This is a genomic window from Rhodoferax lithotrophicus (assembly GCF_019973615.1).
Lineage (GTDB): Bacteria > Pseudomonadota > Gammaproteobacteria > Burkholderiales > Burkholderiaceae_C > Rhodoferax > Rhodoferax lithotrophicus.
Genome location: NZ_AP024238.1, coordinates 4,843,700 through 4,857,207, shown reverse-complemented (window position 1 = coordinate 4,857,207; position 13,508 = coordinate 4,843,700). Strand labels below are relative to the sequence as shown.

The window sequence follows — 13,508 nt, the reverse complement described above, 5'->3', positions numbered from 1 at the left end:
ATCACAGACCGCGCGCAGTCTGCACTGCCCCTTTCCCAACAGCATCAGGAACACCCATGGCCGACCTCTCCAGCTTCGCCCCCGCTCACCTCCTTCAGCAAAAATGGCCCGCCCAGCACCCCGACCGCCTGCAGCTGTATTCGCTGCCCACCCCCAACGGGGTCAAGGTGTCGATCATGCTGGAAGAAACTGGCCTGCCTTACGAGGCGCATCTGGTCAGCTTTGAGCGCAACGAGCAGTTTTCGCCCGAATTTCTCTCGCTTTTTCCCAACAACAAGATCCCGGCCATCCTCGACCCCAACGGGCCAAGTGGCCAGCCGCTGGCGCTGTCCGAGTCCGGTGCCATCCTGCTCTACCTGGCTGAAAAAACCGGGCAATGTATTCCGCAAGACCCGGCTGAGCAATACGAGGCCATCCAGTGGCTGATGTGGCAAATGGGCGGTGTCGGCCCGATGTTTGGCCAGCTCGGCTTTTTTCACAAATTTGCCGGCAAAGATTTTGAAGACAAACGCCCGCGCGACCGTTACGTGGCCGAGAGTCGCCGCCTGCTGGGGGTGCTGAACCAGCGTCTGGTCGGCCGCGCCTGGATCATGGGTGACGACTACACGGTAGCCGACATCGCCATCTTTCCCTGGGTGCGTAACCTGATGGGCTTCTACGAAGCCGGTGAGTTGGTGGGCCTACAGGATTTTCCTGAGGTGACCCGTGTGCTGGCGGCGTTTGTGGCCCGGCCTGCGGTCGTGCGTGGGCTGGTGATCCCGGCGCGGGATTAAGCGCGGCAAGATCCTTGGCAGGGATCAACCGTAGACCTTTCAGCGACCGGGCGAGACGGACGAAGTTGGGGGCCAGGGTTGCGGGTGGGTGGGGTAATGCTTGACACGGCGATCCGGTTTCTCATGAGCGCGGTGGACATCGCACCCGCTTTTTGCCACGCTTGTGCGCCCTGTGGACGCTGGACATCCAAGACGGCGACCCAGGTTATTCACGCGACGATTCCCAACCCTGAAAAGGAGCCCCCATGAAAGTCGAACCCTACCTGTTTTTCAACGGCCAATGTGAAGCCGCCATTGCGTTTTACCAGGAAGCGCTGGGCGCAGAGTTGCTCATGCAGATGCGCATGAACGAGAGCCCCGAGCCCCCTCCGCCGGGCATGGTGCCACCGGGTTTTGAGCACAAGATCATGCATGCCAGCCTACGCATCGGTGAGACCCAGGTCATGCTGTCCGACGGTGATAGCAACACCCCAGCCAGTTTCAAGGGTTTTTCTTTGTCCCTCACGGCGGCTGACGCAGCCCAGGCAGAAAGCTGGTTCACCGCACTGGCCAAAGGTGGCCAGGTCCAGATGCCACTGGGCAAGACTTTTTTCTCTGCCTGTTTTGGGATGGTGGTGGATCGTTTTGGTGTGGGCTGGATGGTGATCGTGCCGCAATAAACAACTGAACCTGCGCCCCTGGTGGAAAGTGGTGGCTTCAAATTGAATTTGACACCAAAATCCATTCGGAGGAACTAAATGGCAACTGCGGTGTAACTAGTAGCTGAAGGAGATTTACTTGAATCTGTCAGATTTGGTGGATATCAACGAACTTCGCGGACTATGTGAAAGTTTCACTGCAATCACACGTGCAGTCACTGCGGTGCTCGATCTTGATGGAAACGTGCTGGTAGCGACAGGCTGGCATGACATCTGTGCCAAGTTTCATCGGATTAATCCGGTCACCTGTGCTCGTTGCAGGGAAAGCGACACGATTCTTGCCAGTCAATTAAGCAAGGGGGAATCCTATAACGTCTACCGATGCAAGAACGGTCTGGTCGATGTTGCGGTGCCGATAACCATTGGTGATGAACACGTAGCCAACTTCTTTACCGGTCAGTTTTTCTTTGAGCAGCCGGATAGGAGCTATTTTCAGCATCAAGCCAAGCAATTCGGGTTCGACGAAAGGGCCTATCTCGGTGCCATGGCCCGAGCGCCCATATTTTCCGAAGAGCAAGTTCATTCGATGATGGGGTTCTTCACCCATCTGGCCAAAGTGATGGGTGAAATGGGACTCGCCAAGCTACGTTTGCAACAAGCGAACACAAAACTGCAGCAAGGTGCCGCGATCATCCAATCGTCGGAAGATGCCATTATCGGGAACTCATTGGATGGCATCATTGAAAGCTGGAACCCCGGCGCTGAAAAGATATTTGGATATACAGCCAGGGAAGCTATAGGCAACCCACTGAGTATGTTGATCCCAGCTGATCGCGCCGATGAGGAAGCTGAGATTGTTTCGCGCATTGCTCGTGGTGAAAGGGTAAATCACTTTGAGACGATTCGCCGCCGTAAGGATGGCCAATTAATTAGCGTGTCAATTTCAATTTCGCCGATTCTGGACGATGCAGGCAATGTGGTTGGTGCTTCAAAAATTGCAAGAGACATCACCGAAGCCAAGCGAGCCGCCAAAGACCTGCAACGCAGGCAGCTCATGATGGAGCGCACGGAAAGCATGGCGCGTTTGGCCAGTTTCGAATGGGACGTAGATGCTAATGTGGTGACTTGGTCGCCCGAGATGTTCTTGATTTTTGGCCGTGACCCAGCCCTTGGTGTTCCAGACTTGGAGGGGCAGGCAGAGTTGTACACCCATCAGTCCACGCAAATGCTGTTTGACGTGGTAAAAAAAGCGGTATCGGAGGGCTTGCCCTATGAAATAGAACTGATGACGGTGCAGCCCAACGGTGAACTACGTCCCTGCTTTGTTAAAGGCTTTCCAGAACGTGACGATAGCGGGCGAGTGGTTCGCATAGCTGGGCTAGTACAGGACATTACTGAACGTAAACGGACGGATGACGCAATCAAACAATTGGCGTATCACGACCCGTTGACCCAATTGCCTAATCGCAGATTGTTGAATGATCGCCTGCAGCAGGCAATGGCTACCAGCAGCCGCAGCAAGAACTACTGTGCGTTGATGGTTCTTGATTTGGATAATTTCAAGCCACTTAATGATGCCTATGGACATAAAGCAGGCGACTTGCTGTTGATTGATGCAGCAGAGCGATTAAAAAATTGTGTACGAGAAATGGATACGGTTGCCCGAGTAGGCGGTGATGAATTTGTAGTCATGATTGGAGAGTTGGATAAGGACAAAGACGAGTCAACCTCAAAAGCCGAAACCATTGCCGAAAGCATACGTTCGGTTTTGTCTGCTCCCTACCATATTGCATTCAAACGTGAAAACGAAGTCGAAACATCCATTGAACATCAATGTACGGCAAGCATTGGTGTCACGTTGTTTATCGGTAATGAATCCAGTCAGGATGATCTGTATAAATGGGCCGATGGCATGATGTATGAAGCCAAAAAAGCCGGGCGGAATTTGATACGTATTTATCGTAGTCAATGATCACGTGTTCAACGACTGCTATTGAGATGTCTGATCGAAAAGGACTATGCCAGGAACGGGGCTGAAACGGCTCTTTTGGGGGGCGTGAGTGGCCGGGCAGTCCCGGGACTGCCCTTATGCCGATATTGACGAACCTAAGTATTCAAAGATCGCATCGCGCATTTAATCAGGCTTTAGTCCATATAAAACAAGCGCAGACAGCTATAAATAATGAAGTGAATGCGCAGACATTCCAGCTTCGAATGAGTTCCCGATTTAGAAAACCCGACCATCTACCAACACACTGCGTTGAATGTATTTATGTGTAAATAAATATCTGTTCGATATCTGCTGTGTTTGTGAAAATTGCTTAAATTAATAATAATTAGCAATATTTTGTCTTTGTAAATAAATTTACAGGCAAAAACGCAATCATTCACCCCGCCTCAAAGCCTAAGATAGCCCTCACTGTCCGATATCGCTTCCAGAGGAATCCCCACCATGTTGTCCAACCCCGCCACCAAATACCGCGCCTTCCCGACCATCGACTTGCCGAACCGCCAATGGCCTTCGCGCAGCATCACCACGGCTCCGATCTGGATGAGCTCTGACCTGCGGGATGGCAACCAGTCGCTGTTTGAGCCGATGAATGTGGAGCGCAAGATGCGCATGTTCCGCACGCTGTGCCAGGTGGGTTTCAAAGAGATTGAAGTCGCCTTCCCCAGCGCCTCACAAACCGAGTTTGACTTTGTGCGCGCCCTGATCGAAGGCGGCAACATCCCCAACGACGTGACCATTGAGGTGCTGACCCAGTCACGTGAACACCTGATCCGCCGCACCATCGAATCACTCAAGGGCGCACGCCGCGCCATCGTGCACGTCTACAACGCCACCTCACCCGCGTTTCGCGAGATCGTCTTTGGCATGAGCAAGGATGAGATCAAGGAGCTCGCCGTGTCCTCCGTGCGGCTGATCAAAGGGCTGTGTGCGCAGCAGCCCGAAACCGAATGGGTCTTGCAATACAGCCCCGAGGTGTTCACCAGCACCGAGCTGGACTTTGCCTGCGAGGTCTGTGACGCGGTCACCGCCGAGTGGGGGGCCACGCCCGCCAACCAGGTGATCCTGAACCTGCCCGCCACCATTGAAGTGGCCACGCCCAATGTCTACGCCGACCAGATCGAGTGGATGCACACCCACCTGGCGCGGCGCGACAGTGTGCTCATCAGCGTGCACCCGCACAACGACCGCGGCTGCGCCGTGGCGGCGGCGGAACTGGGCCTGATGGCCGGGGCGGATCGGGTCGAAGGCTGCCTGTTTGGCAACGGCGAGCGCACTGGCAATGTGGACATCGTTACCCTGGCACTGAACATGTACACCCAGGGCATTGCGCCGGGGCTGGACTTTTCAGACATCAACGCCGTGGCCCGCACCGTGGAGCACTGCAACCAGTTGCCGATTCACCCGCGCCACCCGTATGTGGGCGATTTGGTGTTCACCGCCTTCAGCGGCTCGCACCAGGATGCCATCAAAAAAGGCCTGGCGGTGCAGGACAAAAACGGCGTATGGAACGTGCCCTACCTGCCGATTGACCCGGCCGACCTGGGCCGCAACTACGACTCGGTGATCCGCGTCAACAGCCAGAGCGGCAAGGGCGGTGTGGCGTATTTGATGGAGGCCGAGTTCGGTGTGGTCATGCCGCGGCGCTTGCAGGTGGAGTTCTCGGGCGAGGTGCAAACCTACACCGACAGCCACGGTGGCGAGATGAGTGCGCAAGACATCTGGAACCTGTTTAATGCCACTTATCTGGAGGCCCCGGTGGCGGCCATGCGTTATGTAGAGCACCACTTGTTTGATCATTCCGTGACGGGAAGCAAGACGCGTGTGCAGGGCATTCGTATTGGTGTGGAAGTCAACGGTCAACCGATGCTGCTCACCGGCATGGGCAACGGCCCGATTGACGCGGCGGTGCATGCCTTGCAAACCGTGGGCATCCAGGTGCAGGTGCGCAGTTATGAAGAGCGCTCCACTCGCGCCAGCACCACCGCCGGTGATGCCCAGGCCTGCGCCTTCCTGGAGCTGGTGTCCGCCGCCGGTGGCCCGGAGCGTTTTGGTGTCGGCATGGACACCAACATCGTCACCGCGTCGGTCAAGGCGCTGCTGAGTGGGGTGAATCGGCTGGGCTTGGTCGATTTGCTTGAGCTGGAGGGTGAAGCGGCCTGAGCGATGGGCTCAGTCTGTCACCCGGCGCTGTGGAGGTGCCGGTGGATGTGATGCGGGAAGCTCAAAACAGGTTGTAGGCATCGATCCGGCCAGCAGTGCTCACGATGTACAGCACGCGGTTCGATGACAGGGCCAGTGTCCCTGAGCGGGCGACACGCCACACGGTCTGGTGCGTGGTCAGGTCTACCGCGTAGGTGGCATCAGACGTGCCCACGAACACAAGATTGTTGACCAGAATCAGGTTGTTGCTGGAAACAGTCTCGCCCAATGGCGGCTGCCAGGCCCATTGCAGCGTGCCAGTTGGCTCGTCACGGGCTTCCAGTTGGTTGACTGACTGGTTGGACAGGTAGAACTTGCCAGCGGCAACCACCGGGTCATTGAGGAAGTTGCCGCCTACACGCCAGGACTCGGATCGGCCGGAGATACTGTAGCGAATCACATGGTTGGCTTTTCCGGTGCCATTCACGACCAGCACACTGTTATTGCTGGCGATCACCGGTGCCGCATTGATAGAGTAGCCATTCCAGTTGAACGCGGGGTCCGCCACTGAGAAAGCCACCGTGCCGTTTGACCGGTTGATGGCGCTGAAGGTGCCACCGGTGTATGCAAAAGCGTAGGTGTGGTCGAGGGCTGGTGTCCACTGGTCATATTGCCCCAGTGAAACTGACCACTTGGTGGCCCCTGACGATGCGTACATGCAATACATGCCACCGTAGTAACCACCATCAAAGCATGCATCTCCATCCAACAGGGTTGGTGCCAGATAGTGTTCCCATTGGGCGTTGAACGGGGCCTTGAACAACTGCGTACCATCGTCTGCGTTGAATGACCACATGAAGGTGTCTGCATGCCCCGAAGTTGCCACAAACACTCTGCCGCCATATGTGGCCGGAGGATTCAGCGCCGGAACACTGCCGAAATTGTGGGCCCAAACCTGAGAGCCATTGGTTTCACTCAAGGCATAAAGTGTGGCGGCTCCAAAGTACACAGGTGTCGATACAAACACCTTGCCATTGGCGACTGTGGCCGGGCTCAAGGGAACACCAAAATCGCGGCTCCAGCGCGCGCTGAAAACACCAGCATTCAAGGTCACAGGCAAGAAACCGGTGTGCGCCGCATTGCCCTGGTACGTTTCCCATTCCGGCAGACCCGAGGCCGTGAGCACAGGCTGCAGCAAAACCGGCGCAGTAATGGTCAATGTATAAGGAATTTTTACCGGTGAGCCTGAAACGCCATTGAACCCATTACATACCGTCGCGCAAACGGATAGGTTGACAGTCCCGGAATAGGTGCCTGGCGTGCTAGGCGTATTGGCCCCGCCCATGGTGATGGTGAACTGGTAATTGGACCCACTGATCAGCGTTGCGTTGACGGTGGGGTTGAAAAGTCCCGCTGAATCCTGCGCGGCAAACTGTGGCGCTGCCCCAGCTTGAGAGCCAACCAGACCGGACAACACGGTTTGCACAGGTGCACCTGCGCTGGTGGTCAAACTGATACTCGAAGGATTCAGGGTCAGCGCCGGTGTCACTGGAGCACTTACCACCACCGTATAGGGTATCTGGACAGGTGAGCCCGAGACTTCATTCAAGCCGTTACATACCGCCGTACAAACCGACAATCTGACCATTCCAGAATAGGTGCCCGGCACATTCACCGCCCCCATGGTGATCGTGAACTGGTAGCTGGAGCCACTGTTCAGCGTGGCACTGACGGTGGGGTTAAAAATGCCAGCGGAATCCTGTACCGCAAACTGTGGTGCTGCGCCCGCCTCGAAGCCAACTTGGCCGGACAACACCGCTTGCACGGGCACGCCGATGTCGGTGGACAAGCTGATACTCGATGGATTCAGGGTCACCGCCGTCGGCGAAGCTGTCACTGTGATGCTGTAAGGCAAGGAGACTGGCGAGCCGTTGTATTGGGAATTGCAGTAGTAATCCTTGCACAAATACACCATCAGCGTACCGTTATGGACACCCGGCACCATGGTGGTTGTGTTGGTATGAAAACTGACCGTAGCCACGGTGTTGGAGATCGGATTGATATCAAACACGTCGGTGAACATGCCCCCCGGGTCAACTACCCCCACATAAAGTGCGCCAGTGATCACCGAGGTATCCATGGTCGCCGTGACTGAAACAACAGCGCTGGTTCCGACCGGGGTCGTGGCTACCAGCTGGGGCGGAGCAAACTTCAAACCAGCGACCGATGGGGCACCACTACCGCCCCCACCGCCACCGCCGCAGGCGGAGACAAACAGCAACAATGCGCAAGTCAGCCATCGTGTCAATACAACTAACATATCTTCCCCTCTTTCCCCATTTGTGGCTGCCTTCCAGGCTGGCCATCAACAGTCTCTCAGGTCGTTGCAGAATTCTAGCTTTGTCATGTCTGGAAACAGCACGTCGGTGTAACCAAAGTGGCAGAAGTTCCGCGCCCGCATGGGGTGGATCTTGCCCGCCTGGTGTCGAGTGATGTCATCGCGCAAAACCTGCAGACTCACAGCACAAGTGCGGCCAACAGCCTTAAATGAGGGCCGAGTACAAGGTAAGAGGCGTGTGTATCGATGGGAGGCAGATTTGGCCGCATCAAATCGCAGTACGATGTGGTCGCAACAAGCTGTCAACGGGTGAGCCATCATCGATAGGGGAGACACGCATATGAAATCGTTTTCGGCCATGAAAATCGGCAAGCGTCTGGCGCTTGGTTTTGCGGTGGTTTTGGTGTTTGCTGTGTTGATCACCGGCATTGGGGTCTGGCAGCTGAATGCGCTGGCCCAGGCCACCCGGGAAATGATGCAGGAGCCGCTGGCGAAAGAACGCTACATCAGCGACTGGAGCCGCAACATCAACGTGGCCGTGATCCGCACCACCGCCGTGGCCAAGAGCAGCGACCCCAGTCTGGTGCCCTTCTTTGCGGCCAATGCCGCTGAAATCACCCAAAGCACCTCCAACCTGCTGAAAAAGATTGAACCGCTGATCACCAGTTCGCAAGAAAAAGAGCTGTTTGCCAAGATTACCGATGTGCGCAAGGCCTATCTGAGCAGCCGCGACCAGGTCACCAAACTCAAAGCCGATGGCCAGCCCGAAGAGGCCAACCGTCTCCTGGAAAAAACCTACCTGCCTGCTGCCGAGGGCTACATGAAACTGGTGGGTGAATTTCTTGCCCTCCAGCGTCAGAATCTGGATGCCAAAGCCATTGAAATTTCTGCTATTGAGAGCGCCAGCCGCAATTCACTGGTGGCACTTGCGGCGCTGGTTCTGGCGCTGGGTGTGGTGTTGGCCTGGCAATTGACCATTGGCATCACCGTTCCTTTAAAGAATGCCGTTCAGGTGGCCCGACGGGTGGCTGGCGGTGATCTGACGGCCGATATACAAGTCGACGGTCAGGACGAAACGGCCCAGTTGTTGCGGGCCTTGTCAGACATGAAAAATCACCTGGCCCGCATCGTGGATCAGGTGCGCCAAGGATCGGTTGAGGTGTCCACCGCCAGTGCGGAAATTGCCCAGGGCAACAACAACCTGAGTGCGCGCACCGAACAGCAGGCCAGCGCGCTGGAAGAAACCGCCGCCTCCATGGAAGAACTCAGCGCCACCGTGCGGCAAAACGCCGACAACGCCAAACAGGCCAACCAGCTCGCCCAAAGCGCCAGCACCGTCGCCATCCAGGGCGGCGACGTGGTCAACCAGGTGGTTGAAACCATGAAAGGCATCAACGACAGCTCGCGCAAGATTGTCGACATCATTGGCGTGATTGACGGCATTGCCTTTCAGACCAACATTCTGGCTTTGAACGCGGCGGTGGAAGCCGCCCGTGCTGGTGAGCAGGGGCGTGGGTTTGCCGTGGTGGCCGCCGAGGTGCGTAACCTGGCGGGGCGCTCGGCTGCGGCAGCCAAGGAAATCAAAAGCCTGATCACCGACAGCGTTCAGCGTGTGGAGCAGGGCTCCACCCTGGTGGATCGGGCCGGCATCACCATGACCGAGGTGGTGAGTTCCATCAGGCGGGTAACCGACATCATGGGCGAGATCAGCGCGGCCAGCTCCGAGCAAAGCCAAGGGGTCGGGCAAGTGAGCGAAGCCGTGACGCAGATGGATCAGACCACGCAGCAAAACGCCGCCCTGGTGGAGCAAATGGCTGCCGCCGCCGACAGCCTGAAGTCACAAGCGAAAGAGCTGGTGGCCGCCGTGTCAGTGTTCAAACTCTCGCATGCGTCATATTAAAAACAGCGCCACCAGCCCCAACACTGCCGGCACAGTCTGAATGTAGAGAATACGCACCATCACTGTCACCGCACCCCAGATGCCCGCCACCGCCACGCAGCTCAGACCAAAGGTGGCAAAGGCTTTGGCCACGGTCACGTCGGGGTAGACCAGGCCCAGCAGCAGCGCGGCAGCCAGAAAGCCGTTGTACACCCCCTGGTTGGACATGGCAACCGCGCGGGACTCAACCTCAGCTTTGGGGATGCCAAATACCTTGGCCCCACGGGTTTTGAACAACACCGTTTCCAGCAGGAAGATGTAGACGTGGATCAGGCACACCAGGGCGATGAGGATTTGGGCGAACACAGGCATGTGGAATGTCTCTGGTTGATTGGAAAGGCGTAGAGGATACATAATCATGTTATGTTTGTAAAGAACTTCAAACACAGGCCTGAAAATAGCGGCCTTCAACCGGACACTTTCACCGTGACAGACACCCCACCCAAGCGCGATGGCCGCAAAGAAAACGCCAGCAACACCCAGGCCGCATTGCAGCTGGCGGCGCTGCGCTGGTTCAGTGCACAGGGCTACGAGAAAGCCCCGGTGGGCAGCATCTGCGCCGATGCCAACGTGACCGTGGGCGCGCTGTACCACCATTACGGTGACAAAAAAGGCCTGTTCGCCGCCGTGGTTGAGCAGGTGGATGCGCAACTGGTGCAACAGGCCGCCAACGCCCAGACGGCGGTCATCAACGGCGGCGGCACGCCGTGGCAGGCCTTTTTAGCCAGCATCAACACCGTGTTGCAGGCCGGAGCCAACGCGCCCATGCGCCGCCTGATGCTGGTGGAAGCCCCCGCCGTGCTGGGCGCGCAAGTGTGGGGTGAAATTCGCCAGCGTCAGGGGCTGGGGGCCATGCGGGCCAGCATTGGTGCGCTGCAAACCAACGGCATTTGGCAGGATCACGATGCCGAGCGCCTGGCCCGCATCATTCTGGGGGCGCTTTATGGCGCGATGGATTCGCTGCCCGCAGAGGAGGCCAACCTCAGCGCCGCGCTGGTGGATGCCCGACGCTGCCTGGTGGCCATGCTGGAAGGGCTGCGGCTGGATTAGGGCCAAGATTTGGGGCATCTGTACAAGGGTATTTACTTACCTAATCCTGCATGCTAGCCATTTTAGAATGGTCAATCACAGATTGATGTGTTTCATCTTGATGGTGAAACGCAGGGTCATTTTGGCTAATAAATAAGCAGCGAAACATTCATGAAATCACTCCAACAAACTGGCAGAAGAATATTTATCAATTTGAGCTTGTGCGCAGTCACCGTGGCGACCTTGGGCGCACTGGTAAGTGCGCCCTCCTACGCGGCTGACCGTGGAACCAAGGAAGAGGCCAAGGCAATGGCTGAAGCCGCGCTGGCGCACATCAAAAAAGTAGGCGCAGAGCAGGCCTACAAGGACTTCACTACCAGCAAAGCAAGTTGGACCAAGAATGATTTGTATGTTTTTGTCATGGACCTCACGGGCAAGATGGTCGCTCACGGTGCCAACGAAAAGCTGGTAGGTCGCGACCTCATCAACCTTAAAGACTCCAGTGGCAAGGCATTTGTTGTTGACATGATCGCCGTCGCTAAAAAAGGCTCCGGTTGGGTTGATTACGAGTGGGCCGATCCCATCACCAAAAAAGTAGAAGGTAAATCGAGCTACGTTCAAATGGTTCCTACAGGCAGCAGTTTTGTTGGTGTTGGCGTTTATCGCTGATTTTGACGTGGCAGCTAAGACTGCCCCAGCCGCCATTGCCGCAGCCTGTAGGAAGTAACTTAATGAATTTTTTCAAAAATGCGTCGATTGGTGCCAAGGTGGCATTTGCGCCCGCGATTGCGTTGATTTTTCTGGTGGTTGTGGCAGGCGTTTCCTTTCTGGGAAATACCAAGCTGCTTGAGTCCTTGCGTGGTGTGACAGAAAGCAACGTGCCACACCTGCTGGAAACTAAAGCCATGGACGGCCATATCAAGGAAATCCAGCGCTTGATCATGCAGAGTCTGGCGTGGGAAGCGGCAGGCCAGAAAGCGAGTTCTATCAAACAACTCGACGATCAAATCGTCCGTGAGCTGGGTGGGTTTGAAAAAGCAATTGCAGGTGCCGCAGGCAGAGTAGATATTGCGCCGGAGCAGGCAAAAACACTGTCAGAAATAGGCAAGTCTTTCAAGATTTACAAAGATACGGCGCTCACAACACTTGACTTGAAAAGCAGTGGTGTGGAGACTGCCGCGTCTTTCGTGTTTACCCTGGGCGGCGCGTTTGATGATTGCGTGAAATTATTGTCGAACCTGCAAGCGTTTGAGTTGACATCAATGGAAAAGGCGAGTGCTGATGCCATGGCCCGTGGGCAGCAGAATAACGGGGTCATTTTGATAACGGCCATGCTGGCACTCGTTATCGCCAGCTTCTTGGCTTGGAGCATTCAACGCGGCATCACGCATGTCATGAATTCGGCAGCACAGGCTGCACGCGTGGTGGCTGCGGGTGACCTGACAGAAACCATTCCTATCGGCTCAAGCGATGCTTCCGGGCAGGTGCTTGCTGCGATGACTCAAATGCAAAATAATTTGGTCAATCTGATTGGTCGCGTACGCCAGTCGGCTGATAGTATTTCTACCGCAAGTGCTGAAATCGCTCAAGGCAACCAAGACTTGTCAGCCCGTACCGAAAGCCAGGCCAGCGCACTGGAGCAAACAGCCGCCAGCATGGAGCAACTTAATGCCACCGTGAAACAAAACGCTGACAACGCCCTACAGGCGAATCAGTTGGCACTGAGCGCAAGTACCGTGGCCATTCAAGGGGGGGAAGTGGTGGCTCAAGTCGTGGGCACCATGAAAGGCATCAATGAAGCCTCGCGCAAAATTGCCGACATCATCGGTGTCATTGACGGCATTGCCTTTCAGACCAACATCCTGGCTTTGAATGCCGCCGTAGAAGCCGCCCGCGCCGGTGAGCAGGGCCGCGGCTTCGCGGTGGTGGCCTCAGAGGTGCGTTCTTTGGCCGGGCGCAGTGCCGAGGCCGCCAAAGAGATCAAGACTCTGATCAACGTCAGCGTGGAGCGGGTTGAGCAAGGCACAACGCTGGTTGACCGGGCCGGCATCACCATGAATGAGGTGGTGACCTCGATCAAACGGGTGACCGACATCATGGGGGAAATCAGCGCGGCCAGCAACGAGCAAAGCCTTGGGGTCAGTCAAGTGGGCGAAGCTGTGACACAAATGGATCAGGTAACCCAGCAAAATGCGGCTTTGGTTGAAGAGATGGCCGCTGCAGCTGGCAGCCTCAAATCGCAAGCGCAAGATCTGGTGCAAACCGTGGCCGTGTTCAAGCTGAGGGACAACGATAGCCATCCCATTGCGGCATCGCGTTCAGCATTCTTGGGTGCCCCCGCCGCAAAGTCCAATGTATCCAAGAGCCTTGACCGGCGTACTCGGGTGGCGTCCTCCAAATCCATCGCAAATCTCGCCCTTCCCATCACCGGCAGAAAGATGGCTGTCATGGCTGCATCGTCTGCCAAGGGAGCGGGTGGTGAATGGGAAACATTTTGAGTAGCGAGTCCTAGGAGGAGGAGCCGCAGATGGAACCCCCTGCGGTTTTTTTCTTCGGCTTCTGACCGTTGCTGAACACGAAAGACCAGCATCTTTGCGCATTCGAACTACGCAATGCGCTCTTTGGTGCTGGTCTTGCCGCA

The 13,508-nt window shown here is 56.3% G+C and carries 10 protein-coding genes; 8 read left to right on the top strand and 2 right to left on the bottom strand.

The features are described 5' to 3' along the window. The first annotated feature begins 56 nt into the window (after positions 1-56). The 4 genes from LDN84_RS22470 (at position 57) to leuA (ending at position 5,582) form a co-directional block, all read left to right on the top strand. Positions 57-773, top strand: a complete 717-nt coding sequence (locus tag LDN84_RS22470; protein WP_223906180.1) for a glutathione S-transferase N-terminal domain-containing protein — start codon at positions 57-59, stop codon at positions 771-773. A gap of 245 nt (positions 774-1,018) precedes the next feature. Beyond that, entirely contained in the window at positions 1,019-1,432 is a 414-nt protein-coding gene (locus LDN84_RS22465; RefSeq protein ID WP_223906178.1) for a VOC family protein, read from the top strand. 118 nt (positions 1,433-1,550) lie between these two features. Then, a complete protein-coding gene (locus LDN84_RS22460; protein WP_223906177.1) occupies positions 1,551-3,383 on the top strand; it encodes a PocR ligand-binding domain-containing protein in 1,833 nt (610 codons plus the stop codon). 480 nt (positions 3,384-3,863) lie between these two features. After that, complete coding sequence (gene leuA / locus LDN84_RS22455) at positions 3,864-5,582, top strand: 2-isopropylmalate synthase (RefSeq protein WP_223906175.1); 1,719 nt, start codon at positions 3,864-3,866, stop codon at positions 5,580-5,582. A 61-nt stretch (positions 5,583-5,643) separates the two neighbouring features. Here leuA and LDN84_RS22450 read toward each other — a convergent pair whose 3' ends face one another. Next, a complete protein-coding gene (locus tag LDN84_RS22450; protein ID WP_223906173.1) occupies positions 5,644-7,881 on the bottom strand; it encodes a BamB-related PQQ repeat family beta-propellar protein in 2,238 nt (745 codons plus the stop codon). A 358-nt stretch (positions 7,882-8,239) separates the two neighbouring features. Between LDN84_RS22450 and LDN84_RS22445 the strand changes: the two genes are divergently transcribed. Beyond that, a complete protein-coding gene (locus LDN84_RS22445) occupies positions 8,240-9,799 on the top strand; it encodes a methyl-accepting chemotaxis protein (RefSeq protein ID WP_223906171.1) in 1,560 nt (519 codons plus the stop codon). Here the strand turns inward: LDN84_RS22445 and LDN84_RS22440 are convergent. Continuing rightward, positions 9,791-10,150 carry a DUF1304 domain-containing protein gene (locus LDN84_RS22440; RefSeq protein WP_223906168.1) on the bottom strand — a complete coding sequence of 120 codons (360 nt, stop codon included), beginning with the start codon at positions 10,148-10,150 and terminating at the stop codon, positions 9,791-9,793. The two genes, LDN84_RS22445 and LDN84_RS22440, sit on opposite strands and share 9 nt — an antisense overlap. A 114-nt stretch (positions 10,151-10,264) precedes the next feature. Between LDN84_RS22440 and LDN84_RS22435 the strand changes: the two genes are divergently transcribed. From LDN84_RS22435 to LDN84_RS23035, 3 genes are all read left to right on the top strand, one after another. After that, positions 10,265-10,888, top strand: coding sequence for a TetR/AcrR family transcriptional regulator (locus LDN84_RS22435; protein ID WP_223906166.1), 624 nt, complete (start codon positions 10,265-10,267; stop codon positions 10,886-10,888). Between the two features lie 150 nt (positions 10,889-11,038). Continuing rightward, positions 11,039-11,536 carry a cache domain-containing protein gene (locus tag LDN84_RS22430; RefSeq protein WP_223906164.1) on the top strand — a complete coding sequence of 166 codons (498 nt, stop codon included), beginning with the start codon at positions 11,039-11,041 and terminating at the stop codon, positions 11,534-11,536. 62 nt (positions 11,537-11,598) lie between these two features. Continuing rightward, entirely contained in the window at positions 11,599-13,365 is a 1,767-nt protein-coding gene (locus LDN84_RS23035; protein WP_276572409.1) for a methyl-accepting chemotaxis protein, read from the top strand. Positions 13,366-13,508: the final 143 nt, after the last annotated feature.

Coding starts and splice junctions, on each gene's coding strand:
- LDN84_RS22470 (WP_223906180.1), top strand. CDS start 57: ATGGCCGACCTCTCCAGCTTCGCCCCCGCTCACCTCCTTCAGCAAAAA.
- LDN84_RS22465 (WP_223906178.1), top strand. CDS start 1,019: ATGAAAGTCGAACCCTACCTGTTTTTCAACGGCCAATGTGAAGCCGCC.
- leuA (WP_223906175.1), top strand. CDS start 3,864: ATGTTGTCCAACCCCGCCACCAAATACCGCGCCTTCCCGACCATCGAC.
- LDN84_RS22450 (WP_223906173.1), bottom strand. CDS start 7,881: ATGTTAGTTGTATTGACACGATGGCTGACTTGCGCATTGTTGCTGTTT.
- LDN84_RS22445 (WP_223906171.1), top strand. CDS start 8,240: ATGAAATCGTTTTCGGCCATGAAAATCGGCAAGCGTCTGGCGCTTGGT.
- LDN84_RS22440 (WP_223906168.1), bottom strand. CDS start 10,150: ATGCCTGTGTTCGCCCAAATCCTCATCGCCCTGGTGTGCCTGATCCAC.
- LDN84_RS22430 (WP_223906164.1), top strand. CDS start 11,039: ATGAAATCACTCCAACAAACTGGCAGAAGAATATTTATCAATTTGAGC.
- LDN84_RS23035 (WP_276572409.1), top strand. CDS start 11,599: ATGAATTTTTTCAAAAATGCGTCGATTGGTGCCAAGGTGGCATTTGCG.